The sequence below is a fragment of the [Mycobacterium] fortunisiensis genome (assembly GCF_019050325.1).
Lineage (GTDB): Bacteria > Actinomycetota > Actinomycetes > Mycobacteriales > Mycobacteriaceae > Mycobacterium > Mycobacterium fortunisiensis.
Genome location: NZ_VOMB01000003.1, coordinates 24,139 through 47,352, shown reverse-complemented (window position 1 = coordinate 47,352; position 23,214 = coordinate 24,139). Strand labels below are relative to the sequence as shown.

Annotated in this window: 24 protein-coding genes and 1 riboswitch; of the genes, 10 read left to right on the top strand and 14 right to left on the bottom strand. The window is 67.9% G+C overall.

Annotated features, from left to right (window positions below; all coding sequences use genetic code 11):
* The first annotated feature begins 219 nt into the window (after nucleotides 1–219).
* The 4 genes from FR943_RS02960 to FR943_RS02945 all read left to right on the top strand — a co-directional run bounded on the left by FR943_RS02960 (nucleotide 220) and on the right by FR943_RS02945 (nucleotide 3,567).
* A complete protein-coding gene (locus FR943_RS02960) occupies nucleotides 220–819 on the top strand; it encodes a TetR-like C-terminal domain-containing protein (protein WP_217154821.1) in 600 nt (199 codons plus the stop codon).
* A gap of 131 nt (nucleotides 820–950) precedes the next feature.
* A complete protein-coding gene (locus FR943_RS02955) occupies nucleotides 951–2,027 on the top strand; it encodes a hypothetical protein (RefSeq protein ID WP_217154820.1) in 1,077 nt (358 codons plus the stop codon).
* An 18-nt stretch (nucleotides 2,028–2,045) separates the two neighbouring features.
* Nucleotides 2,046–2,828 (top strand): SDR family NAD(P)-dependent oxidoreductase, encoded by a 783-nt coding sequence (locus FR943_RS02950; RefSeq protein WP_217154819.1) that lies wholly within the window; start codon nucleotides 2,046–2,048, stop codon nucleotides 2,826–2,828.
* Nucleotides 2,829–2,940: 112 nt separating this feature from the next.
* Complete coding sequence (locus FR943_RS02945) at nucleotides 2,941–3,567, top strand: TetR/AcrR family transcriptional regulator (RefSeq protein WP_217154818.1); 627 nt, start codon at nucleotides 2,941–2,943, stop codon at nucleotides 3,565–3,567.
* Here the strand turns inward: FR943_RS02945 and FR943_RS02940 are convergent.
* Nucleotides 3,548–3,841, bottom strand: coding sequence for a ferredoxin (locus FR943_RS02940; RefSeq protein ID WP_217154817.1), 294 nt, complete (start codon nucleotides 3,839–3,841; stop codon nucleotides 3,548–3,550). The two genes, FR943_RS02945 and FR943_RS02940, sit on opposite strands and share 20 nt — an antisense overlap.
* Nucleotides 3,842–3,843: 2 nt before the next feature.
* The gene (locus tag FR943_RS02935; RefSeq protein ID WP_217154816.1) at nucleotides 3,844–4,989 is read right to left on the bottom strand and encodes a 3-ketosteroid-9-alpha-monooxygenase, oxygenase component; all 1,146 of its coding nucleotides are present in this window, start codon (nucleotides 4,987–4,989) and stop codon (nucleotides 3,844–3,846) included.
* Between the two features lie 143 nt (nucleotides 4,990–5,132).
* On the opposite strand from FR943_RS02935, the gene FR943_RS02930 reads away from it, so the two are divergent.
* On the top strand, nucleotides 5,133–6,836 hold the full coding sequence (locus FR943_RS02930) for a 3-ketosteroid-delta-1-dehydrogenase (protein ID WP_217154815.1): 1,704 nt from the start codon (nucleotides 5,133–5,135) through the stop codon (nucleotides 6,834–6,836).
* Here FR943_RS02930 and FR943_RS02925 read toward each other — a convergent pair.
* Complete coding sequence (locus FR943_RS02925; RefSeq protein ID WP_217154814.1) at nucleotides 6,833–7,495, bottom strand: PadR family transcriptional regulator; 663 nt, start codon at nucleotides 7,493–7,495, stop codon at nucleotides 6,833–6,835. The two genes, FR943_RS02930 and FR943_RS02925, sit on opposite strands and share 4 nt — an antisense overlap.
* Before the next feature lie 126 nt (nucleotides 7,496–7,621).
* Between FR943_RS02925 and FR943_RS02920 the strand changes: the two genes are divergently transcribed.
* The 4 genes from FR943_RS02920 to FR943_RS02905 all read left to right on the top strand — a co-directional run bounded on the left by FR943_RS02920 (nucleotide 7,622) and on the right by FR943_RS02905 (nucleotide 11,802).
* On the top strand, nucleotides 7,622–8,158 hold the full coding sequence (locus FR943_RS02920) for a flavin reductase family protein (protein ID WP_246584793.1): 537 nt from the start codon (nucleotides 7,622–7,624) through the stop codon (nucleotides 8,156–8,158).
* A gap of 4 nt (nucleotides 8,159–8,162) precedes the next feature.
* Nucleotides 8,163–8,765 carry a PaaI family thioesterase gene (locus FR943_RS02915; RefSeq protein WP_217154812.1) on the top strand — a complete coding sequence of 201 codons (603 nt, stop codon included), beginning with the start codon at nucleotides 8,163–8,165 and terminating at the stop codon, nucleotides 8,763–8,765.
* Between the two features lie 45 nt (nucleotides 8,766–8,810).
* Complete coding sequence (locus tag FR943_RS02910; protein WP_217154811.1) at nucleotides 8,811–10,031, top strand: APC family permease; 1,221 nt, start codon at nucleotides 8,811–8,813, stop codon at nucleotides 10,029–10,031.
* Nucleotides 10,032–10,113: 82 nt separating this feature from the next.
* Complete coding sequence (locus tag FR943_RS02905; protein WP_308170437.1) at nucleotides 10,114–11,802, top strand: HNH endonuclease signature motif containing protein; 1,689 nt, start codon at nucleotides 10,114–10,116, stop codon at nucleotides 11,800–11,802.
* A gap of 221 nt (nucleotides 11,803–12,023) precedes the next feature.
* Here the strand turns inward: FR943_RS02905 and FR943_RS02900 are convergent, their stop codons facing one another.
* The 5 genes from FR943_RS02900 to FR943_RS02880 all read right to left on the bottom strand — a co-directional run bounded on the left by FR943_RS02900 (nucleotide 12,024) and on the right by FR943_RS02880 (nucleotide 17,656).
* Nucleotides 12,024–13,049, bottom strand: coding sequence for an NAD(P)/FAD-dependent oxidoreductase (locus FR943_RS02900; protein ID WP_217154810.1), 1,026 nt, complete (start codon nucleotides 13,047–13,049; stop codon nucleotides 12,024–12,026).
* Nucleotides 13,046–13,555 carry an isoprenylcysteine carboxyl methyltransferase family protein gene (locus FR943_RS02895; RefSeq protein ID WP_217154809.1) on the bottom strand — a complete coding sequence of 170 codons (510 nt, stop codon included), beginning with the start codon at nucleotides 13,553–13,555 and terminating at the stop codon, nucleotides 13,046–13,048. The genes FR943_RS02900 and FR943_RS02895 overlap by 4 nt, the downstream gene beginning before the upstream one ends.
* On the bottom strand, nucleotides 13,555–14,622 hold the full coding sequence (locus FR943_RS02890) for a type III polyketide synthase (protein ID WP_246584792.1): 1,068 nt from the start codon (nucleotides 14,620–14,622) through the stop codon (nucleotides 13,555–13,557). Before FR943_RS02890 ends, FR943_RS02895 begins: the two co-directional genes overlap by 1 nt.
* A 98-nt stretch (nucleotides 14,623–14,720) precedes the next feature.
* Entirely contained in the window at nucleotides 14,721–16,154 is a 1,434-nt protein-coding gene (locus FR943_RS02885; protein WP_217154807.1) for a M28 family peptidase, read from the bottom strand.
* Nucleotides 16,151–17,656 carry a M28 family metallopeptidase gene (locus FR943_RS02880; RefSeq protein WP_217154806.1) on the bottom strand — a complete coding sequence of 502 codons (1,506 nt, stop codon included), beginning with the start codon at nucleotides 17,654–17,656 and terminating at the stop codon, nucleotides 16,151–16,153. The genes FR943_RS02885 and FR943_RS02880 overlap by 4 nt, the downstream gene beginning before the upstream one ends.
* Nucleotides 17,657–17,992: 336 nt before the next feature.
* Between FR943_RS02880 and FR943_RS02875 the strand changes: the two genes are divergently transcribed.
* The gene (locus FR943_RS02875) at nucleotides 17,993–18,691 is read left to right on the top strand and encodes a slipin family protein (protein ID WP_217154805.1); all 699 of its coding nucleotides are present in this window, start codon (nucleotides 17,993–17,995) and stop codon (nucleotides 18,689–18,691) included.
* A gap of 7 nt (nucleotides 18,692–18,698) precedes the next feature.
* Here the strand turns inward: FR943_RS02875 and FR943_RS02870 are convergent, their stop codons facing one another.
* From FR943_RS02870 to thiO, 6 genes are all read right to left on the bottom strand, one after another.
* On the bottom strand, nucleotides 18,699–19,457 hold the full coding sequence (locus FR943_RS02870) for an ABC transporter permease (RefSeq protein WP_217154804.1): 759 nt from the start codon (nucleotides 19,455–19,457) through the stop codon (nucleotides 18,699–18,701).
* The gene (locus FR943_RS02865) at nucleotides 19,454–20,368 is read right to left on the bottom strand and encodes an ATP-binding cassette domain-containing protein (protein WP_217154825.1); all 915 of its coding nucleotides are present in this window, start codon (nucleotides 20,366–20,368) and stop codon (nucleotides 19,454–19,456) included. Before FR943_RS02865 ends, FR943_RS02870 begins: the two co-directional genes overlap by 4 nt.
* Nucleotides 20,365–21,126 carry an SGNH/GDSL hydrolase family protein gene (locus FR943_RS02860; RefSeq protein ID WP_308170436.1) on the bottom strand — a complete coding sequence of 254 codons (762 nt, stop codon included), beginning with the start codon at nucleotides 21,124–21,126 and terminating at the stop codon, nucleotides 20,365–20,367. Before FR943_RS02860 ends, FR943_RS02865 begins: the two co-directional genes overlap by 4 nt.
* On the bottom strand, nucleotides 21,123–21,881 hold the full coding sequence (locus tag FR943_RS02855) for a thiazole synthase (protein ID WP_217154803.1): 759 nt from the start codon (nucleotides 21,879–21,881) through the stop codon (nucleotides 21,123–21,125). Before FR943_RS02855 ends, FR943_RS02860 begins: the two co-directional genes overlap by 4 nt.
* Nucleotides 21,874–22,074, bottom strand: a complete 201-nt coding sequence (gene thiS / locus FR943_RS02850) for a sulfur carrier protein ThiS (RefSeq protein ID WP_217154802.1) — start codon at nucleotides 22,072–22,074, stop codon at nucleotides 21,874–21,876. The genes FR943_RS02855 and thiS overlap by 8 nt, the downstream gene beginning before the upstream one ends.
* Nucleotides 22,071–23,090 (bottom strand): glycine oxidase ThiO, encoded by a 1,020-nt coding sequence (gene thiO, locus FR943_RS02845; RefSeq protein WP_217154801.1) that lies wholly within the window; start codon nucleotides 23,088–23,090, stop codon nucleotides 22,071–22,073. Before thiO ends, thiS begins: the two co-directional genes overlap by 4 nt.
* Nucleotides 23,081–23,195: riboswitch (TPP riboswitch) on the bottom strand. (Overlaps the previous gene by 10 nt.)
* Nucleotides 23,196–23,214: the final 19 nt, after the last annotated feature.

Below are 23,214 nucleotides of genomic sequence, written 5' to 3'. Positions count from 1 at the left end.
CCTTCTCGGCGGAGCCACACGGATGGGGAATTTCGATGAGCGTCAGTGGGGAATTTCAGTGAGCGCGGTCACCCATACTGATGTGCATTTGGAAGTGCGTCCCTTCCTAGGGGTTCTGGACGGGGTTATTTGAACAGAATGTCGCGTTAACGCCTGTCAGTTGGACCGCTCAGTGGGAGGAGATGATTCACGACCGACATGCCGTAGTAGACCGGTCGCATGGGTGTCCCGGATTCAGCAGCCAAGCCACGGGTGCGACCCGGAGGGCGGAGCGAGCGCGTCCGGGAATCGGTGATGCGCGCGTGCCTGGAGCTGTTGACCGAAGGCAAAGTCGAACTCCCGATCGCCGAGGTTGCGGACCGGTCCGGCGTCAACCGCGGCACCATCTATCGCTGGTGGCCGACCTCGACCGACCTGCTCAACGACGCCCTTGCGTTCCACGTCCGTCATCGCGCCGATGCTCCGGACACCGGAGCATGGGAGAGCGATGTCCGCTTCCTGATCACCGAACTCGCCTCGCTTGCAGCCGATCCCGTCGAGCGCGCGATCATCGCCACAATGATCTCGGATCGTTACCCGTCACTGAACCACGCGATGATGGGTTGGTACCGAAACGACCGCCCCCATTGGTTCGCGATGATCGAACGAGCCATCGGCCGTGGCGAGGCGAGCCCTGACGTGGATCCCGCCATCGTGCTTCAGATGATGCTGGCGCCTGCCGTGTCCGTCTCCGTATTCGAAGGCCGAGCGCTGACACACGAGGAGATCGACTCGCTGGTGGCATTGGTTTGCCGCGCAACGGCCCCTTTACATAACTGAGCAAAAGCCCGCTATCTACCCGGTGGCAACTCGGATTGATATCCCGATCAGCGGTCACCGCCAGGTTCGACGATTCGCAATGCCGCCAGACTCGAGCGAGCGAGACCGCTGAAAGCCCTTAGGAGACAATAATGCTGACCGACGATCGGCGAATGGAACTGTCCGACATCCTGCGGCCCGCGGCCCCTCCGCGCGAGCTCAGCGACGTCTACACCGAAGACCAGAAGCGCAGACTGCTCGACGTCGTGCACACCCAGGGCCCATGGAAGCTGATCATCGCCCAGCACTTCGCCTCGGCCGACGAGCTGATGGCCACCATGAGCGGCGCCTTCCCAGAGGGATTCACCCCGTCACTCGACCTGTTCCTCACCCCGACCTTCCGCGGCTATCTGGCCAACTACGGCACCGTCCTCTACCCCGAGTTGCACGATTGCTTCTACAACCAAGGTTTCATCGAGCAGGCCAAGAGCTACTGGAACGCCGAATACGCCAAGCCCGAGATGATGCTGTTCAACATCAACGGTCCGTGCGCCAACCGCGACCCCGGCCACCTGGACTCCCCCAGCTTCCGCGGCGTGCGCCACGAGAACGCCCCCACCTGGCTGTGCAGCGTGATGGGCAAGTCCGGCCTGTTCACCGACTACCTGATCAAGATGGCCCAGGTGATCACCTGGTTCTCCCTCGATGAGGGCTCCGGCTTCACCTACTGGCCCGACGGCCCGCTGAAGCCGCCCGCCCGGGTACTGCCGCCGATCAACAACCGCGGCGTGGTGGTGCAGAACGAGATGATGGTGCACCGCGGAGAGGCCAACGGCCCACTGGAGCAACAGGTTCCGGCCGGACTGGCGTTCGACACCGTGTTCACCGGAGACCCGGCGGACCGTGACCGGTGGCTGCTGAAGAACGGGCAGGACGTCATCGCCCGCCACCACACCGACGAGCTGCGCTTCCTCGTGCACTGGTCCGCCGAGGTGTTCTCCGACTACGACGAACTCAAGAAGAACATGGATGGATCCGACGACATCACGATCGAACGGGCCATCGGCATGATGGTCGACGATCTCAAGGGCAAGGGCATCAAGCTCGACGTGCCCGGCGAGCCGCTGCACGATCCGCAGTTCATCGGTGCGCTCAACGCCGCCTACGACCTCGGTGGCCCCAGCAGCTACCCGGACGAAGCCCCGCTGTCGGCTTTCCAGTTCGCCTGAGCCCGAGGAGAACCTGTGATGGATCGCTTCTCAGACCGCCGTGTCATCGTCACCGGCGCCGGGTCGGGTATCGGCGCGGCCACGGTGGCTCGCCTGCTCGATGAGGGTGCCACGGTGGTGGCCTACGACATCTCGGCTGACGGGTTGGCCGCGACTACCGCGGCCGCCGAAGCTGCCGGCACCGTCGAACGGCTCACCACGGCCCTCCTCGACATATCGCGAGAGGAGGACGTGGTCGCCGCGGTAGACGCGGCCGTAGCCGAGTTGGGCGGGCTTGAGGTTCTGGTCAATGTCGCTGCCATGCAGACGTGTTCGCACACGCACGAGACCAGCCTCGAAGACTGGAACCGCACTCTGGCCGTCAACCTCACCGGCACCTTTCTGATGACCCGCCAGGCGCTGCCGGCCCTGCTGGAATCACGGCGCGGTGTCGTGGTCAACTTCACCTCCACCGCTGCGACGTTCGCACACCCATATATGGCGGCCTATGCAGCCAGTAAGGGCGGCGTCCTTAGCTTCACCCATTCCCTGGCACTGGAGTACTCCAAGCAGGGCCTGCGCGCGGTCAACATCCAGCCCGGCGGGGTGTCAACGGCCCTGGCCAACAGCACTCTTGACAAGATGCCCGAGGGATACGACCTCGGCCTCTGGGCCAAGCAGACCCCGCTGCTGCACGGCACCGACAGTGAAATCCTCGGAGACCCCGGCGCTGTCGCATCGGTGATCGCCATGGTCGCCTCCGATGACGGGGCGTTCATCACCGGCACCGAGATCCGTGTCGACGGCGGCGCACACGCCTGATCGGTGGAACGGATGTCGGTATGCGGGTCCGCTGGAATTCTTTGGTAGCTGGTTGCCCGGTCAGCGAGAGCACCGGTGCTCAATCGTCTGAGCCGAACCTAGTGTGGTCACCGTGACGGCATCTGAGTTGAAAACGGCGAAGACTATTCGCCTGCTGACTCCCGAACGATGTTCAGGAACAACAGAACTCACGGCTGCCCGAATAGCTCGCCGTGAGCGGATCGTCAATGCCGCGACGTCACTGGCCTTCCAGGGCTACGACGCATGCCAGATCCGTGCAGTCGCCGCGACCGCAGGCATGTCGGCCAGCACTGTGTACCAGTATTTCCCATCAAAGGACGACCTGCTGCTCGCATGTTTCTACGAATGGCTGTGGGATTTCGAAACTGAGTATCGTTGCGCTACAAGCGGCACGGATCTGTTTCAGCGTCTGCGGCAGGTTGCCCTCGCCCTCACCGGCAGGCTCTGCTCCTCACCACACTTTGCCGAGGCCATGGTTCGTCCGTATCTGTACGCCGACGGCACCGCCGCGACCCAGGCCGACCGGGTTCGGCGGCAGATCGTTGGCATCTTCATCGGGTCAGTCGGGCAGGGTATTTCGGCATCAAACGGAACCGGCGCCGCCGAAATACTGTCAGACGTCTGGATGTCCAACGTCGCCGCATTCGCTCAGCAGCGCATCACCCTGGGGGAAGTATCAGAACGGCTCACCCGCACCGTCAGGCTTCTTGAGCGGTAGTCGTCTCGTCGACCACCTGCAGCGCTCCCGAACGCACCGCATCGGCGATGGACCCACTCAAGGCAGAGCACGCAAGGAAGAGTCCACACCCACCATTTCCGACCAATTGCGCAGCGGTGCGGCGCTCTTCACAGTGGGCCAGGGCTGCGCCGGTCCACTGAACGCTGGTCTGATTCCAGCTGCTCTTGCGCACCTCGACGCCGGCGCCGCACCGGGCGCACGTCACCGGCACCATCGGCGCGTCATCGAGGCGATTGTCCGAGCGGACGGCCATCGTCACCCCACGGGCCCGGATGTCGCGCTGCGGGCAGCCAGATTGGCCTCCACTTCCCGCATCCAGGCCTCGTACGGCCGGGTGGTGTCCAGCTCGAATTCGAAGCGGTCCACCATGTCCGGTGAGATCTCGGCCGCATCGACGTAGAACTGCTCATACCAGCGCCTCAGCTGGTACACCGGTCCGTCCTCTTCGACTAGTAGCGGATTGTCGATCCGGGTCTTGTTCCGCCAGATCTCGACGTCCTGCTCGAATCCCAACTTGACGAAATCCCCGAGCGCGATGGCCGTCTGCATCGCGAGGTCCTCCGGCATGGCCGCGTTCTTTTCCACCACGATGCCGTATTGCAGCACAAAGGAATCCGCGTCGATCGGGTAATGACAGTTGATCAAGACAGTGCGCTGATCGAACTCCTGATAGTGATAGGTGAGATCGTCGATCATGAACGACGGACCGTGATAGGAGGCCAGCGAGGTCGTGCCGAGCAGCTTGGACCCCTCGGGATCGCCGAGGTCGGGCCGGCCGGCACTCTTCATGTACTGGGTCGCGACGTGACCTTCGAAGATGTTCTTGAAGTGCGTCGGCAGCGAACCGTGGATGTAGAAGAAGTGTGCCATGTCGACAACGTTGTCGATGATCTCGCGGCAGTTGGTGTTGACCACCGTGGTGTACCAGTGCCAGTCGGTCCACCCGTCGCTGGTGGCTCCCTCGATGCGCGGAATCGTCACGTCGGCCGGCGGCGCCTTGCGTTCGGGGTCGTTCCAGACGAACAGCATGCCGTCCTGCTGCAGCGTGGGCCAGGCCGCGGTTCTCGCCAATCGTGGCGTGCGCTTGCTGTAGGGCACCATCTTGCAGCGGCCGTCGCCACCCCAGCGCCAATCGTGGAACAGGCAGGCGATCTCGTTGCCTTTCACTGTCCCCTGCGACAGATCGCCGCCCATGTGCCTGCAATATCCGTCGAGCACGTTGATGGCGCCGTCCTCACCACGGAACACCACCAGCTTCTGCCCGAAGGCGTTGATCTGGTGCGGTTGGCCGTCACCGAAATCGCGGACCAGTCCCAGGCAGTGCCAGCCGCGGGCGAACCTGGTAGGTACCGAACCGGCCTCGATCAACCGAATTTCGTCGGTATCTGAGTGCGTCGTCATGTTGCGGCCGTCCTTCGATCAATGGATTCCTTGGGCTGTTGGCGCCCATTGAACTGCGATTACAGGCGGGCCGGAAGGTCAGTGTTCCGCTCAACAGGAGACCAGAATCAACGTTGCCGGTTCGCGCCATATCGTCTTCGGTCGTGACCGCCACCAGCCACAAGACCATTCCCGCCGGACTGACCGTTGCCGCCACCGACGTCGACCTTCTCGTCGTCGGATCCGGCACCGGACTGGCCGCCGCCCTCGCAGCCCACGAGCAGGGGTTGTCCGTCCTCGTCGTCGAGAAGTCGTCCTACGTCGGCGGTTCCACCGCCCGATCCGGCGGCGCCCTGTGGCTGCCCGCCAGCCCGGTGATCTCCGACTGCGGCGGCAATGACCCGGTGGCTCGGGCGCACACCTACCTGGAGTCGGTCGTCGGTGATTCCGCGCCGCGGGAGCGCTCCGCGGCATACCTGGACAACCTGCCGGCGATGGTCGACATGTTGCGCCGCACCACCCCGATGAAGTTGTTCTGGGCCAAGGAATACTCCGACTACCACCCCGAGGCGCCCGGCGGTTCGGCGGCCGGGCGCACCTGCGAATGCCGCCCGCTGGACACGTCGATCCTCGGCGAGTACCTGGCCGACCTGCGTCCCGGGGTCATGGAGGTCAGCATCCCGATGCCGACCACCGGTGCCGACTACCGCTGGCTCAACCTGATGAGCCGGGTGCCCCGCAAGGGACTGCCCACCGTGCTCAAGCGGCTCGCGCAAGGCATCGGCGGTCTGGCTCTCGGAAGGCGTTACGCCGCAGGCGGTCAGGCGCTGGCGGCCGGCTTGTTCGCCGGGGCGATCCGGGCCCGCATCCCGATCTGGCTCGACACCGCACTGACCGAACTGGTCACCGAGGGCGACCGGGTCACCGGCGCGGTCGTCGAGCACGCCGGACAGCGATTCGCCGTCACGGCCCGGCGCGGAGTCGTGCTCGCGGCCGGCGGTTTCGATCACGACATGGACATGCGCCGCAAGTTCCAATCCGAGTCTCTCGGAAGCAATCTCAGCCTCGGCGCGGAGTCCAACACCGGCGACGCCATCCGGCTTGGACAGGACGTCGGCGCCGATATCGCCTTGATGGATCAATCCTGGTGGTTCCCCGCCGTCGCCCCACTGCCGGGTGCGGCTCCGGCGGTGATGCTCGCCGAACGCTCACTTCCCGGGTCGTTCATCGTCGACCACAACGGTCACCGCTTCGCCAACGAGTCGGCCGATTACATGAGCTTCGGGCAGCGCGTTCTCCAGCTCGAGGCGTCAGGCACTCCGGTGGAGAGCATGTGGATCGTCTTCGATCAGCAGTACCGCAACAGCTATGTCTTCGCCGCCGAACTGTTTCCCCGGATGCCGATTCCGCAGACCTGGTATGACGCCGGAATCGCGGTCAAGGCAGACGATTTCACCGAGCTGGCCGCCAGGATGCAGGTTCCGGTCGGCGAGTTCTCGGCGACCGTGACGCGATTCAACGAAAATGCCCACGCCGGAGAGGACCCCGACTTCGAGCGGGGCCGCAGTGCCTACGACCGTTACTACGGCGACCCCACGATCACACCGAACCCGAACCTGCGCCCGTTGGTCAAAGGCCCGTTCTACGCGGTCAAGATGGTGCTCAGCGACCTCGGTACTTGCGGCGGCCTGCGAGCCGACGACCACGCTCGTGTCCTTCGCGAAGACGGCACCGTCATCGCGGGGTTGTACGCGATAGGCAACACCGCCGCCAACGCCTTCGGCCACACCTATCCCGGCGCTGGGGCGACCATCGCACAAGGGCTGGTCTACGGCTACATTGCCGCCTGCGACGCTGCCGGGAGTTAGGCGTCCTCGGCGTCGGCCTTCCGTTCGATTTCATACCAGTAGGAGGGATCGGGCCAAGGAATCTTGGCTCCTTCCCCGACTTTCGGAAAGTTGGCCTCGGCCTCGTCGAGATCCTTGATCAATTGCAGGGTGAGTTCCCGCTCGGACGCGTAGTAACGATCGGCCCAGTCCAAGGCGATCTTGGCGTAGGCCCACGCCGGATCGGCTCCGGACCAACGGGCTTCCTTCGCGGCGTCACGTTGCATCCCATCGACATAGGCCAGATGGTCCTGGAGCATCTGCTTCAGCGTGGCCGGGTCACTGAGGTGGCCCATCGTCACCCGCATGAGCACCGGATGCTTCAACGACGGCGGATCCGGCGGCGTCTCCCGCGCCCACCGCTTGACCGCATCCAAGCCCGCTTCGGTGATCTTGTAGAGGCGGCGGTTACGCGTGCCGGTCCCATCCACCCGCGACGTCAAGTAGCCCATCTTCTCCAGCTTCTTCAGATCGGAGTAGATCTGACTGAAGGCCGGGCTGCCGTAGTAGAACCGCATGCTCCAGCCGAGCCATTTGCGGATGTCGTAGCCGGACAGTTCCTGCTCGTAGGACAGCAAACCGAGCAGCGCCCAGCTGTTGGCGGCCAGCGCCGGCGTGGCTTTCTGCTCGGGGTCGTCCATGACCCAAGCGTAACAATCCAGGTCACAAGGCCGTTATCGATGAACCGCTGGCCGGGAACCTCCGTTGCCCCTCCCCACTCACCTGGACAAACCTGGCTCCAGACACGACAGCAGGGAGACGCAGCGATGGGCTCGGAGAACACCGCGACACTGGATACCCCACCCCGACGGCCAGGACCGCAGGACATGCGTTCGGTGCTCGGGCACTTCTGCACCGGCATCGGCGTCATCACCGGTCAGGACGGGCAGCGGCCGGTGGGCTTCACCTGCCAGTCGATCACCTCGGTATCGCTGGATCCGCCCTACGTGTCGTTCTGCCCGTCGCGGGGATCCTCAACGTGGCCGCTGATCCGCTCCAGTGGTCGAATGTGCATCAACATCCTGACCGACGACCAGCAGGCGGTGTGCGCCCAGTTCGCCCGGAGCAGCGACGACAAGTTCGCCGGCATCGAATGGAGCCCGGCGGCCAACGGAGCGCCGCGCCTGCACGACACGTTGGCCACCATCGAGGCCGACCTGGAGTACGAGCACGGCGCGGGTGACCACACCATCGTCGTCGTCCACGTCACCGCTCTGCGCGCCCACAGTGGTCGGCCATTGTTGTTCTATCGCGGCGACTACGGCGGGTTCGCGGACCGACCGACACCTCCGACACCGGAGTGACGAGGTGACCGCAGAAGGCAGAACAGAAGTTCCCGAAGTGCTTTACACCTCGCTCACCGCCGCTGTCCGTCGGCTCGTCGACGTGACCATCCGCAGTGAGGTCGACGGCGAGACCGTCGCCTCCGCGACGGCGAAGATCGATGCGGCTACTGAGGAACTCAGCCGTTCACTGATGCCCGGTTCGTTCGGTATCCCGCAGACACCCGACGGTCGGCTGCTCACGTGGGGGAATGCGGTCATCGGCTTGCGCAACGCCCTGGCTCCCCCGTTGGTGGTGCACCATGAACCGGATGGACGAGCCTGGGCCGATGTGACGCTCGGCGCGGCCTACGAAGGGCCCGAAGGCCACGTACACGGCGGAATCTGCGCTCTGCTGCTCGACCACGTTCTCGGTGCCACCGCACACAAACCTGGCCTGCCTGCCGTAACGGGGACACTGACACTTCGCTACGAAGCCGGCACCCGGCTCGGGCCCCTTCGCGTAGAGGCCCGGATCGACCGCGTCGAGGGAGTGAAGACCTTCGCTGTCGGGCACATTGCCACCCCCGACTGCATCAGCGTCCGCGCCGACGGGGTGTTCTTCCACCCGCGCGCAGCCGTGCTGTAGACGCAGCGATCGAGCGGTATCTGGGTACCGCCCTACGATCGCCGAGTGACCACCCCCGACGGGCTGCAACGCGGGCTCGGGACGGCTGACGCCGTCGTGATCGGCCTCGGATCCATGGTGGGCGCAGGCATTTTCGCCGCCCTCGCACCGGCCGCGGCCGCCGCCGGGAGCGGTCTGCTCATCGGCCTCGCGGTGGCCGCCGTCGTCGCCTACTGCAATGCGACGTCCTCGGCGCGGCTGGCCGCGTGCTACCCAGAGTCCGGCGGCACCTACATCTACGGGCGCGAACGCCTCGGCGAGTTCTGGGGTTACGCGGCGGGCTGGAGTTTCGTCGTCGGCAAGACCGCGTCGTGCGCGGCGATGGCGCTGACCGTGGGTCTCTATGTCTGGCCGCAGTGGGCACACGCCGTGGCGGTCGCCGCGGTGGTGGCGCTGACCGCAGTGAACTACGCCGGAATCCAGAAGTCGGCACTGCTCACCCGCATCATCGTCGCGTCCGTGCTGGCGGTCCTGGCCGCGGTAGTGGTGATCATCGCCGGTTCCGGTACTGCCGACGCGAGCCGACTGTCGCTCGGTGGTGACGTCAGCGCGGGTGGTGTGCTGCAGGCCGCCGGGTTGCTGTTCTTCGCGTTCGCCGGTTACGCCCGCATCGCCACGCTCGGCGAGGAGATCCGCGATCCGGTGCGCACCATTCCCAGGGCGATCCCGATCGCCCTGGGCATCGCTCTGGTGGTCTACGCAGTGGTGGCCGTCACCGTGCTCGCGGTGCTCGGCGGACCGGGCCTGGCCACCGCGCCGGCCCCGCTCGCCGATGCCGTCGCTGCCGCGGGGGCACCGCACTGGCAGCCGGTGGTACGGGCCGGAGCCGCGGTGGCGGCGCTGGGCTCGCTGCTGACGCTGATCCTCGGGGTGTCGCGGACCACGCTGGCCATGGCGCGCGACCACCACCTGCCGCACGGGCTGGCCGCGGTGCATCCCCGGTTCAACGTCCCGCATCGGGCCGAGGTAGTCGTGGGCATCGTGGTGGCCACGCTCGCCGCAGTCGTGGATCTGCGTGGGGCGATCGGGTTTTCGTCGTTCGCGGTGCTGCTGTACTACGCGATCGCCAATGCTGCCGCATGGACCCTCGGCCATCGTGTGATTCCGATGGCAGGCCTGACCGGCTGTGTCGTCCTGGCCTTCGCACTCCCGCCGGCTTCGGTGATCACGGGGCTCGCCGCGACAGCGGTGGGCGCGGCTATCTACGCGGCGAGGTCGAGAACATAACCTTTGCCCGCCTGGTGAGCGACAGTGCAGATCTCTTCGAAAACCGTTGCTGGACTGGGCAGTCACGAGTAACATCGAACATGTGTTCGAATTGCTTGATCGGCAGGTGCTCGGTGACCTCACCGACACCGCACTGATCGACGCCCTCGAACACCACACCCGCGCCGAAGCCAGCCAAGCCGCCGCCCGCCTGGCGGTGATCGCCGAGATCGTGGCCCGACACTGCGACGACGAAGACGAGGTGTCAGCGCACCGCGCGATCGACGGCTGGGAAACCGCCGCCGCCGCCATCAGCGCCGCCTGCAACCTGGGCCGCAAAGCCGCCTCCACCCAAATGCGCATCGCCCAGGCGTTGCACCAACACCTACCCAAAGTCGCCGCCGTGTTCGCCCGCGGCGACATCCCGGCAAAAGTCATCGCCACCATCACCTGGCGCACCCACAACATCACCGACCAGGACGCCTGGGCCCTGATCGACACCGCCCTGGCCGGCGCCGCCACCACCTACGGCGCCCTCTCACCCACCAAAACCGAACAGGCCATCGACGTCTGGATCGAAAAATTCGACCCCGCCGCCGTCCGCACAACCCGCAAAGCCGCCCGCGACCGCGACATCTGCTTCGGCGACCCCGACGACCCCCACGGCACCACCACCATCTGGGGACGCCTCCTGGCCACCGACGCCGCCCTGATCAAAAAACTGCTCACCACCATGGCCCACAGCGTCTGCGACAACGACCCACGCACCCTCGGACAACGCCGCGCCGACGCCCTCGGCGCCCTCGGCGCCGGCACCGACCACCTCACCTGCCACTGCGACAACCCCGACTGCCAAGCCACCGGCCCAGACCCACGCTCCCGCGCCGCAGTCATCCACCTACTCGCCCAAACCCTGCCCCAACCCGCCACCCACGGTCACGACGACACGGACGAACAAGACGCGGGTGAAGAAGCCACCACCCGGGTCGCCGCCCGCGACCAAGGCCCGCTCCGCACAGACACAGGCGATGCCGGTCAGGGCCACCCACCCGACAAGGAGCGCCCTCCTACGGCCCCCGACACGATTGAGACGCCCGCCGACACCACCACTGCAGGCCCCGCACACTCACCCCGCGACCCACACATCCACGGCGAGCCCCACGACTACACCGCCGACGGCACACCTTCGGTAACCGGGCCTCCCGCAATCATTCTCGGCGGCGGGATCGTGCCCGCACCCCTGCTCGCCGAACTGATCGCCACCGGCGCCACCATCACACACCTCACCCACCCCGAAGACCTCACCACCCAAACCCACTACCGGCCCTCAACCAAACTGGCCGCCTACGTCCGGACGCGGGACCTCACCTGCATGTTCCCCGGCTGCGCAGTCGCCGCCGACCACTGCGACCTCGACCACTGCACACCCTGGCCGGCCGGCGCCACCCACCCCGGCAACCTCGGACCAAAATGCCGAACCCACCACCTTTTGAAGACCTTCCCGGCCGGCGACGGTGGCTGGACCGATGTGCAACACCCCGACGGCAGCCACACCTGGACCGCCCCCACCGGCCACATCTACCACACCACCCCCTTCAGCCAGATCCTGTTCCCCGACCAGGCCACCCACACCTCCACCCCAGCCCCAACACCCGGCCCTAGCCCCACAGCCACCACCGACCGACACATCAAAATGCCGCTGCGCCAACGCACCCGCCAACAAACCCGCACCCAACGCATCAACACCGAACGCCGACTCAACACCGAACAAGACAAACCACCGCCGTTCTAGGCGGAACGATTTCGGAACGCCTCCACCGCGATCGGCATGGTGGGGAAGATCCGGTCGGCACCGACCCGATCGATGAAGCCCGCCGCAGCTGCTCCAGCGCGTCGACGGCGGTCAGTTCGGGATCCACCTGCGCTTCGGCGTTCAGCACGAACCATTCGACCGGGCCCGGTGCCTCCTCGAACGCGGCCATCGGAATGTGGTCCAGCAGGCCGCATCCGGCGCTACTCGCCCAGCGCGTTGACCACCCGGGTGAACAAGGCCGGCAAAGCCGCCGACACCGGGGTGATACCGGCCCGCACGGGACCGAAGCCGCTGCCGTGCAGCAGCGCTGCGGTCAGCAGGCGGTAGCGACGGGTCAGCGCGCGCCATTGCCGGTCGTAATCACCGGGCGCGTCGGCCCGCACGCAGCCCACCAGCAGTTCGGCCGCACCGAAGGCCAGCCCCATCCCCTCTCCGGTCAGCGCGTCGACGTAGCCGGCCGCATCGCCGACCAGCAGCACCCGGCCGGCGCTGCGGCTGCGCACCTTCTGCCGCAGCGGCCCGGCCGCCCGATCCTGACCGTGCGTCAACCCGTGAATCCGCTCGGCCAGCATCGGAAACGCAGACAGATGCTCGTCGAAGCCCCCGCGCGTCGACGTCAGGATCGCCACCCCCACGCAACTGTCACTCACCGGCGTCACGTACGCCTCGGCATCAGGGCCCCAGTACACCTCGACGCAGTCCGACCAGGGCGCGATCTCGATGTGGCGCCGGATGCCCCAGCGTCGTCGCCGGCCTTCCCCGGCGCTGAGCCCGCTCGCGCGGCGGATCGGTGAATGCAATCCGTCGGCGGCCGCAAGATATCGGGCCCGAAAACCGGCCGCGCTCACCGAGGTCGAGTCCTGGGTCACCGGGCCCACCTCGCCGTGCACCACCGTGACCCCGGCCCCCGCCGCGGCCTCCGCCAGCGCGGCGTGCAGCACCGTGCGACGCACTCCGCGGCCTGGCCCGTCGCGGAAGCGGGCCTCGGCGGTGCGCCGGCCGTCCAGGTAGCGAATACCGTAGAACTCCCGGCAGTTTCGTCCGTCCGGCTCCACGCCGAGCCGCTGCAGCTGTCGTACCGAGTGCGGCATCAGGCCCTCGCCGCAGGCCTTGTCGATCGGCCCGCGGCGACGTTCCACCACCACGACCTCCAACCCGGCCCGCGCCGCGTGGACCGCGGTGGCCAGCCCGGCCGGCCCGCCACCCGCGACGAGCAGATCGATCACGTCAAGCCTTGCAGCGCTTCGTTTTCCACCCGGATCCGGGTGCGCAACAATGCGGCGTTGGCGAGCGTGAACACCACAGCGGTGATCCACGCGCCCCCGACCAGTGGCAGGGCCGCCCCTTCGGCGACCACGGCCACGTAGTTCGGGTGCGGCAGCCGCCGGTACGGACCATCGACGACGCGCGCCGCGCCGGGCACCACCACCACCCGGGTGTTCCACTGGCGGCCCAATGTCCTGATGCACCACCAGCGCAGCCCTTGGGCGGCGAGCACCACCGCGGCCATCGCCCAGCCGAACACCGGCCGGGGGCGGCGCCGTCGCGCTTCGAGCAACGAACCCGCCAGCAGCGCACTGTGCAGCGCCACCATCACCGGATAGTGCCCGGCGCCGAATTCCTTGCCGCCGTGGGCTTCACTCCAGCGCAGGTTGCGGTTGGACACCATCAGCTCGAGCACCCGCTCGGCGGCGACGACGGCGATCAGGGCGGTGAACCTTCTGGTGTTCATCAGCGCCAGCGCAGCAGGACGAGCTCCGAGCAGAAGCCCGGACCCATGGCCATCAGCACCCCGGGAGCACCCGGTTCGGGCCGCTTGCGAATGGTGTCGCGCAGCACGTGCAGCACCGACGAGGACGACAGGTTGCCGACGTCGGCAAGGGACTGCCAGGTGAGATCCAGTGCGTCCGCGGGTAATCCGAGGGTGTCGATGATCGCCTCGATCACCTTCGGGCCACCGGGATGGCTGACCCAGGCGGCCACGTCCTCGACGGACAGGCCGTGGGCGCCGAGGAATCCGGTGACGTCGTCACCCAGGTAGCGGCCCACGAAGCCGGGCACCTCGGCACTCAGCACGATCTCGAAGCCGTCGCGCCCGATCTCCCAGCCCATGGCCTGCAACGAATCCGGGTAGAGATGGCTGACCGAATCGAGCACGTCGGGTCCACTCGGCGCCACCTGCCTGGCCCGCTCCTGGCCGACCGATACCACGGCGGCGGCCCCATCCCCGAACAGCGCCCCGGCCACCAGGGTCGGCATGGCCGGATGGTGTTTGCGGGTCAGCGAACACAACTCGACCGACACCAGTACCGCCACCTTGTCGGGCGCTCCGCGCAGATAGTCGTTGAGCCGGGCGATGCCGGCGGCGCCGGCCACACAGCCCAGCCCGAAGATCGGAATGCGCCGCACGTCCGGCCGCAGACCGAGCCGGCCGGCGATGCGGGCGTCCAACGACGGCACCGCCGCCCCGGTCACCGTGGTGGTGACGATCAGGTCGACGTCCTGCGGCCGCAGACCGGCCTCGTCCAGCGCCCCGGACAGCGCCGCACACCCCAGTTCGGTGGCGTGTTCGATGAAAAGACTGTTGGATTCCCCGAAATCGTCGAGTTCGGCGTACTGCTCCAGGGGCAGCACCAGATACCGGCTGTTCACTTTCGCGCTCTTGTGCAGCGCCCGCACCATGTCCTCGAAGTCGGCGTAGCCGGGCAGGTCCAGCAGCGCGCGGGTGACCTCGTCCTGGGTGTACCGATGCGGCGGCAGTACGGCGTGGACGCCGGCAATCGTGCTGTGGCTGGGCATTCTGGCGACGTTAATTCCCATACCCGTACTACGGGGGGCTACCTCCGGCGGTTCACCGCTGCCCGAAAATGCCTGCCGAAAATCCGGCGTCGGTGAAATCAGCCGCGGTGTCGCTTGCTGCGCGCCGGCACCCCGTTGGGGCCCTCGATCGACCGGGCGTAGGTGCCGACGGCGAACGCGATCGCCGGGCCCATGATCCCGAGGGCGCGGGCGTCGACGTTGTCGATCGTGTCGCGCGCGGTGTGGTTGTTCGGATCGAACGCCACCCCGGGACGTCCGCCCCACAGCCGGGCCTGTACCTCGGTCTTGCGCTGCGACGAGCCCGTGGTGGCCCCGCCGACCGGCACCCCGGCCTGCAGGAACGGGTGGTAATCGGTGGTGGCGCCGATCGGCATGTCCGCGGGCCGCGCCCCAGCCAGGTTGAGGTAGCCGGCCAGGGTCCGTTCGATACCGGCCGAGCCCTCCGGCATCGCCTTGGGGTGGGTGGCCTGGCCGGACTGATCGCCGTCGTAGGTGAAGAACCCGGTGTTGGGCGAGCCGACCATGTCGAAGTTCAGGTACAACGCCAGATCGTCGAGTTCGTCCATCGCCAGATCGCGCACATACTGCGTGGACCCGTCCAGACCCATCTCCTCGGCGCCCCAGAACGCGAACCGCACCCCGTTGGCGACCCGCGGCGAGCTGCCGAGTTGCAGCGCGGTTTCCAGGACGGCAGCCACCCCGGAACCGTCGTCGTTGATCCCCGGCCCGCCCCCGACGCTGTCCAGATGAGCGCCGACGAGCACCACATCGGCGGCCGAGCCGGTCTTGGTCTGCGCGGTCACACTGCGCGACTTCATCATTTCGGCTTTGCCGTCGAGGGTCAGCCGCACCGGGGCGCTGGTTCGGCGCAGCGCCGCATCGGCTTCTCCGTCGATGATGCCGACCGGGACGGTGAGTTGCCGGTAGTAGCCGGTGGTGAACAAACCGCCGGGCGCCGGGCGACCGGTGTCGACCACCAGCAGCCCTACCGCACCCTTGGCCAGGGCGGTGTTCTGTTTCTGCACAACCGAACACCCGGTTTCGTCGACCACGGCAATGGCACCGGACACGTCGACCGACCCGTAGTCGGTGACCGCGCAGCCGGACGGTTTGCCCGGCCGCAGGGTGGGTGCGTTGAGCCCGCCCGGCGCCGTCGTCACCAGCATCGAGGCCTGGTCCGCCCGGAAGTCGCGGCCGGACACCCGCAATGCCGGGTGCCCGCCGCGCATCGCCCCCATCCGCTCGAACTCCGGTGTCGACACGTCGAAGCCCTTGTCACGCAACAGCTGTGCCACATAGTCCACGCTGGCGTCGTAACCGGTGCTGCCGACGGCCCGGTTGCCGTCGTGCTGATCGGCGATCTCCTGCAGCTTGCGCAGATGGGTGAATATCGCGTCGACGGTGACCCGGCCCGCCAGGTCGTCCGGATCGAGCGCGGTCTGCGCGGCCTGGGCCGAGCATCCCGCCAGGGCGGTAACGAGCAGTACGGCAGCGAGTCGACGCCCTGTCACTGGGCGGTGATCTGGTGACGCGTGCGGTCGGAGCGGACCGGTAAACCATTGCGGCCCCGCCGATCTTGGGCGTAGAGCCCGACAGCGTACGCCACCCCCTCGCCATGAATCTGCAGTGCATCCCGGTTCACGTGCTCAAGGGTATCGGTGTTCTTGTGGTAGTTGGGGTCGAATGGCTGGTCCACCTGCCCGCCCCACAACTTGGCTTCCTCGGCGTTCATCTTGTCCTCGGCGCCGGAGAACAATCCGCCGGCGGGGATTCCGGCCAGGGTGAACCCGTCGTAGTCGGAGCGGCCGTCAAAGCTGGTGTCGCGCGGGGTTTTACCGGCGTCCTCCAGATAGGTCGCCAGCGTGCGCTCGATACCGGCCGAGCCTTCCGGAACGCGCGGGCGGCCGCGCTCGTCCGGCGGCACGGACTGGTCGCCGTCGTAGGTGAAGTACCCGGGGTTCGGCGAGCCGAGCATGTCGAAGTTCAGGTACATGGCGATGTCCTTGAGCTCCTCCACGTCGAGGGATTCGACGTAGTTGGTCGAGCCCAGCAGCCCTTCTTCCTCAGCCCCCCAGAACCCGAACCGCACCGCGTTGGTCACCTGCGGTGAATCACCCAGCTGCAACGCCGTTTCCAGCACAGCGGCCACCCCGGAGCCGTTGTCGTTGATGCCGGGCCCCTCCGGAACGCTGTCCAGGTGCGCACCGACCATCACCACGTCCGAGGTGGAGCCGGTCTTCGTCTGCGCGATGATGTTGCGGGTGCGTTCGATGCGGGCGCCCGCGGTCAGCATGATCGTGGCGGGCCCGGGCGCGTTGCGCAGCCGGGTGCCCTCGTCCTTGGTCACGCTCACCACCGGGATCTTGACGTCGGTGTCACGGCCCAGCGTGCCGCCCATCTTCTCGTCGTTGTTCGTGTTGACGACGATCATCGCGACCGCGCCACGCTCGGCGGCCACCTTCTGTTTGTCGGCAAAGGCGCAGGCACCCCGGTCGACCAGCACCACCGCACCGGCGACCGGCAGCCCGTCGTAATCGGCAGGCTCGCATCCGGGGGTGTCCTCCACCTTCGCCGCGACCAGCGGCCCGGACACCCCGGCCTGGTCGGTACCGATGGTGAACTCCAGCGGCTTGGCGGTGACGGGCTGGCCACCCACCGTCACCTGGGGGTCCTGGGCGAAGGGTATCCGCACCTCGAACTCCGGAGTCTCCACGTCAAAGCCCTTGTCCCGCAGCGCGTTGACCACGTAGTCCACGCTCGCGTCGTACCCCGAGGTGCCCAGTGCCCGGTTGCCGTCGTGCGCGTTGGCGATCTCCTGCAGCTTGTCCAGGTGCGCCATCATCGCGTCGGCGGACACCCGCTCGCGCAACTGATCGGCGAACTGCATCGCCGCCGATGACAGCTCTCGGGTCTGTTCCCCGTCGGTCTGCAGTTCGGTCTTTGCATCACAGCCGGCCAGTGCCACGGTCAGCGCCAGCGCGCCGAGGACCGCCCCCGTCGAAGTACGTCGCATTGCACCCACGGTAGCCGGTACACACGACCAACCTGCGAATAAATCGGTTGCCTGGTGGTTTGCTGTGATGGCAGGGTGTTTCCCGGCGCCGACAGGGAGGCAGGCCGAGCGGGGTACCGCAACGTTTCTGTGTGTTGCCGGCGGCGCCATGGCACAGGTAAAAGGGCCTGAGGTTCGAATCCTCTCCTACACCCCGATACCGTCGCCGGAATCGCGCAGTCGACGGCCTTGTGGCCCGCATCCGCCGGTACGGGGATGTGACGCCCCGCTGCCGATTGCGCCCGGCGACGGTATCTCCTTGCCGCACACACACATCCACCGGAAGGAGGACACGACATGGGTATCTTCACGTTCAACCGGATCACGGTTTCCGCAGGCCAGTGCGCACTGGAATACGTCGACGGCACGCTGCGTCGGGTCCTTCCCCCGGGCCGGCACCGCATTGATGTGGCGGCCTCGGTGATGCGTGTCGAGATGCGTGAGCAGATGCTTACGCTGGCCCCGCAGGAGGTGCTGACCTCCGACGCGGTGACGCTGCGGATCACGGTGGCGCTGCAGTTCAAGGTCACCGACGCCGTGGTCCACACCGAGGCCGCGGCCGACCCGATGGCCGCGGTGTACCTGGCCGCCCAGATCGCGCTGCGCGACATTGTCGCCGGCGCGACCGCCGACGAGGTGATGCAGCGTGGCAACCGCATCGACGCCGAGGCGATCGCAGCTGCGGCACAGGCGGCCGGCGCCCGCGCCGGCGTCGAGGTGGTCGCGGCCTACGTCAAGGACGTCATTGTGCCGGCCGAGATTCGTGCCGCGGCAATGCAACTGGTAACAGCCAAGGCCGTCGGTGCGGCGAAGCTGGAGACGGCTCGCGCCGAGACCGCTGCGCTGCGTGCACTGGCCAACGCCGGCAAGCTGCTGGACGCCCACCCGGCGCTGGCTCAGCTGCAGCTGGTCCAGCGCATGCCGTACGGGTCAAAGGTGGTGCTGGCCCTCGGCGGGGACGCGGGGGCCACCGACGTGGCGTCTGACCCGGACTGAGTCCGGGTCAGGCGTCCCGCCTGGTCAGCAGGACCGCCGCGGCGACGAACGCCACCACCACCCAGGCCAGGAAGTACAACAGCGAGGTCACCTCGCTCCACGGCATGTCGTAGTTCAGGAACAGCCAGTCCACCTGCAGGAACCGGAACATGTTGGCGAACGGCAGCCACGGGCCGAGCTGGGCTCCGGTGCCGGGCAGGTTGCCCAGCAGAGGCTCGGCCACCAGCGGCCACAGCAGCAGGACCGCCACGGCCCCGGCGGCAAACCGCAGCAGCCCGCCGACCGCCACCCCGAGCACTGCGGCCAGCGCGGCGTACAACGCGAACCCGCCGGCCACCCGCCAGGTCACCGAGTTGGCCATCGACAACTGGGTGCCGACCACCGGGTCGGCGACCATGCGGGCCACCAGCACCGAGGCCAACACCATCAGTACCGCGCACACCGAGGAGAACGCCGCACACACCACGGCCTTGGCGGTCAGCACCTGGATGCGGTTCGGTGTGGCCAACAGGGTGGTGCGGATCAGCCCGCTGCGGTACTCGCCGGTCATGGTCATCGAGGACAGCACCATCAGCACCGGCACCCCGAAGATCGCCACGCCCAGCGCGGCCTTGCCCGGAGGCAGGCCGGCGTAATGGTGGGCGCCCGTGCCCTGCATGGCGGCCACGCCGAGGCTGAGCACCGCCACCCCGACCACCGACCACAGCGGTGAACGGGTGGTGGACAGTTTGATGCGCTCGGCGTCGAGCGCGGCCAGCGCACTCATTTCTGCACCGCCGCCCGGTAGTCGACGGCGTCGTCGGTGAGCTTCAGATACGCCTCCTCCAGCGTGCCCTGCCGCTGACTCAACTCGTGCAGCGCGATGGCATTGCGGGCGGCCAGGTCTCCGATCACCTCGATGGCCACCCCGCGCACCGCCAGCGCATCGCCGTCGGTCGCGGCATCCACGTCGAAGCCGGCGTCGGTGAGCACCTCGCGCAGCGTCTCCAATTGCGGGCTGCGCACCCGCACGGTGCCGGTCGAGGTGCCGTTGACGAACTCGCTCACCGTGGTCGAGGTGATCAGCCTGCCCTGCCCGATCACCACCAACTGGTCGGCGGTGTTGGACATCTCGGCCAGCAGGTGGCTGGACACGAACACGGTGCGGCCTTCGGCGGCCAGCGAACGCATCAGGGTGCGCACCCAGTGAATGCCCTCGGGGTCCAGACCGTTGACCGGCTCGTCGAACAACAGCACCGGCGGGTCACCCAGCAGCGCGCCGGCGATCCCGAGCCGCTGGCTCATCCCCAGCGACAGCGTTCCGGCGTTGCGTTCTGCCACCGCCGTCAACCCGACCATCTCGAGCACCTCGTCCACCCGTGACGACGGAATCCGGTTGGCCGCCGCGATCCAGCGCAGGTGGTTGCGGGCGGTGCGGCTGGGATGGGCCTGACGCGCGTCGAGCAGGGCGCCCACGGTGCGCAGTGAATCGCGCAGGTCCCGGTAGCGTTTGCCGCCGATAGTCGCGGTGCCGGCAGTGGGGTGGTCCAACCCGAGGATCAACCGCATGGTGGTGGTCTTGCCCGCGCCGTTGGGCCCGAGGAATCCGGTGACCAGGCCTGGCTCGACGGTGAAGGTCAGATCGTCGACGGCGCGGTGGGTGCCGTAGAGCTTTGTCAGCCCGGCCAGTTCGATCACGGCTCCCACGCCACCACCATATCGGCGACCGCCCGCATGCCGGCAGCGTTCGGGTGCAGCGGCGTGGCCCGGCCCGGCCAGGGCAAACCGGGCCGGGTGGTCCAGGGTTCGGCCGACCAGGCGTGGTGTCCGGCGCTGTTTTGCGCCGCGCGAACCCAGCCGCACTGCGTGTGGGCCGCGGCTTCGCCGGTGAGTCGCTCCAGGGTGGCCGCGACGTGCCGCCCCAGGGTGGCGTCTTCTTCCGACAGCGGCCGGGCCGGGTGGTCTTCAGGCGGCAGCAGGGTCAGATAGTCGACGAACAGCACCCGGGCCCGCGGTGCGCGCCGCCGAATCTCCTGTCCCACCGCCACCAGCGCCTCGGCCACCTGGGCCAGCGCGGCCTCCCGCGCATCGGCATCGAGCAGGTCACGCAGTCGCGGCCCCAACAGTGGCAGCGAGCGGGTGAACCGGGGCAGGGCGGCGGCCATCAGCAACGGCACATAACCGACGTCGTTGCCGCCGATAGTGACGGTGACGAGGGCTTCCGACCCGTCGAGCGCGTCGATCTGGGGCGGCGCGCCGTTCTGCCGTTCGCGCAGCACATGCGCGGTGGTGGCACCGGAATAGGTGACGTCGGTCAGGTCCAGTCCGAGCGCGGCCGCCACCAGGTGCGGGTAGTTGCGCGCCGAGCGGCCGGCGGCAAACGGCGCTCCGGGCGCCCGGGGACCGATGCCCGGCCCGGCGGCCATCGAACTGCCCAGGGCCACATAGCGCGTCACAGCGCCGGGCTCGACGCCTGCGCCCAGAATCGCTTCGGAATCCGCCCGGCCTGCCGGGCCAGGTACCCGGCGGTGACCGCGGCAGACATCGCGGCGGCCATGGTGGGCGGGTCCGACGCCCGGGTGACGGCGGTGGCCAACAGCACCGCGTCGCAACCCAATTCCATTGCCAGCGCGGCATCGGAGGCCGTGCCGATACCGGCGTCGAGCACCACCGGCACGCCGGCCTGCTCGACGATCATCTCGATGTTGTGCGGGTTGGAGATACCCAGCCCGGTGCCGATCGGCGAGCCCAGCGGCATCACCGCCGCGCAACCGGTGTCCTCCAGCCGGCGGGCCAGCACCGGGTCGTCGTTGGTGTAGGGCAGCACGATGAAGCCATCATCGACCAATTGCTCTGCGGCCTTGACCAATTCGATGGCGTCGGGCAACAGGGTGCGCTCGTCGGCGATGACTTCGAGTTTGACCAGGTCGGTGCCCAGCGCCTCGCGGGCCAGTTGCGCGGTGAGCACGGCCTCGGCCGCGCCGCGGCAACCCGCGGTGTTGGGCAACGCCGCGATGCCGAGCCGGTTGAGCAGATCCAGCACCCCGGTTCCGCCCGACGCGTCCACCCGTCGCATCGCCACGGTGGTCAGCTCGGTTCCCGAGGCCACCAGGGCCTCTTCCAGCACAGCCAGATTCGGCGCCCCGCCGGTGCCCATGATGAGCCGCGAGCCGAACTCGCGGCCGCCGATCTTGAGTGCCGAGTCAGCCACCCTGCACCGCCGTCACAACCTCCACCCGGGAGCCGTCGGACAGCGTGCGGTGCCACTCCGAGCGGGGCAGCACCATCCAGTCCAGTGCGACGGCGATGCCCTTGTCCGGGAATCCCCGGTTCTCCAGCAGCCTCTCGATCGTGGTCTGTTCCTCCACCTCGAGGGTCTCGTTGTTGACCGTGATGGTGATCATTTCGCTCCCACGCTCATCGCGAGCTCAGCCGCGACCCGCTCAGCGGTCCACGGCGCCAACAGAAATCCGTTGCGGCCATGCCCGGCCGCCACCAGCGTGCGTTCGTCGACCCGTTCGACGATCGGCAACCCGTCCGGCGTCATCGGCCGCAACCCGGCCGCCGTCTCGGCCAACTCGTACTCGCCGAGGGCCGGTACCACCGCGCAGGCGTCCTCGAGCAGATCGCGCACGCCGTGCACCACCGGCGCGGTGTCGCGGCCGTGCTCGTACTGGGTGGCGCCGACGACGACGCCGTCGGCCCTCGGCACCAGGTACGCCGGCCGGCCGTGCACCCGGGCCCGGATCACCCGCTGCGGCACCGGCATACAGCCCTTGCGCCAGCGCAGCCGCAGCACCTCGCCCTTGACCGGCCGTACCGGCAGGCCGGGCAGCAGCGTCGGGGCGTCGATCCCGTTGGCGACGACAACCGCGTCAACCCCTCGAACCTCGTCCAGGTCGGTGACCGGCCCGGCCCACTGCACGCCGAGGCGCTCGCAGTGCGCGGCCAGGCCGTCGACCACGGCGCGGTTGTCCACGGCCAGTTCAGTGGTGGCCCGGAAGCCGTGCCGAATACCTTGGGCCAGCAGCGGTTCCACGTCGCGGGCGGCGGTGGTCAGCTCGACCGGCTGGCCCTGGGCCGACAACCATTCGGCGACGGTGCGCAGATCGGCCACGTCGGCCCGGTCCACGGCGACCACCAGAGACTCGTGTGCGGTCACGACCTCCGGCGCCAGCCCGTCGAGGAATCCCGAGTGCCACAGCTTCAGCGATTCCAGGCCGATCTGCAGCATCTGCTCTTCGCCCGGCCAGCCTTCGCTGTGCGGCGCCAGCATGCCGCCGGCCACCCAGGAGGCGCCGTGTTCGCCGGTGTGGTGCACCCGCACGGTCCAGCCGTCCAGCGCCGCCCGGCGCGCCACCGACAGCCCGATCACCCCGCCGCCGATCACGGCCAGTGTTGCGGCTCCTCCTGTTGCCATACTCCGCTCCCTACGCCGGCATGACCCGGATCAGGTGTGACGGTCAGGGCCGGTCCGTATGCCCACTCTCAGCCCCGCGACCCCGGGGCACCCGTATTGCCAGTCCAGGCTACTCGGGCGGCAC

Bases quoted from the DNA above. Each gene is read 5' to 3' on its own strand.
- FR943_RS02935 (WP_217154816.1), bottom strand. From the start codon at position 4,989: ATGACGACGCACTCAGATACCGACGAAATTCGGTTGATCGAGGCCGGT.
- FR943_RS02870 (WP_217154804.1), bottom strand. From the start codon at position 19,457: ATGAGTGCGCTGGCCGCGCTCGACGCCGAGCGCATCAAACTGTCCACC.
- FR943_RS02920 (WP_246584793.1), top strand. From the start codon at position 7,622: ATGGGCTCGGAGAACACCGCGACACTGGATACCCCACCCCGACGGCCA.
- FR943_RS02875 (WP_217154805.1), top strand. From the start codon at position 17,993: ATGGGTATCTTCACGTTCAACCGGATCACGGTTTCCGCAGGCCAGTGC.
- FR943_RS02890 (WP_246584792.1), bottom strand. From the start codon at position 14,622: ATGCCCAGCCACAGCACGATTGCCGGCGTCCACGCCGTACTGCCGCCG.
- thiS (WP_217154802.1), bottom strand. From the start codon at position 22,074: ATGATCACCATCACGGTCAACAACGAGACCCTCGAGGTGGAGGAACAG.
- FR943_RS02895 (WP_217154809.1), bottom strand. From the start codon at position 13,555: ATGAACACCAGAAGGTTCACCGCCCTGATCGCCGTCGTCGCCGCCGAG.
- FR943_RS02960 (WP_217154821.1), top strand. From the start codon at position 220: ATGGGTGTCCCGGATTCAGCAGCCAAGCCACGGGTGCGACCCGGAGGG.
- FR943_RS02955 (WP_217154820.1), top strand. From the start codon at position 951: ATGCTGACCGACGATCGGCGAATGGAACTGTCCGACATCCTGCGGCCC.
- thiO (WP_217154801.1), bottom strand. From the start codon at position 23,090: ATGGCAACAGGAGGAGCCGCAACACTGGCCGTGATCGGCGGCGGGGTG.
- FR943_RS02880 (WP_217154806.1), bottom strand. From the start codon at position 17,656: ATGCGACGTACTTCGACGGGGGCGGTCCTCGGCGCGCTGGCGCTGACC.
- FR943_RS02940 (WP_217154817.1), bottom strand. From the start codon at position 3,841: ATGGCCGTCCGCTCGGACAATCGCCTCGATGACGCGCCGATGGTGCCG.
- FR943_RS02950 (WP_217154819.1), top strand. From the start codon at position 2,046: ATGGATCGCTTCTCAGACCGCCGTGTCATCGTCACCGGCGCCGGGTCG.
- FR943_RS02925 (WP_217154814.1), bottom strand. From the start codon at position 7,495: ATGGACGACCCCGAGCAGAAAGCCACGCCGGCGCTGGCCGCCAACAGC.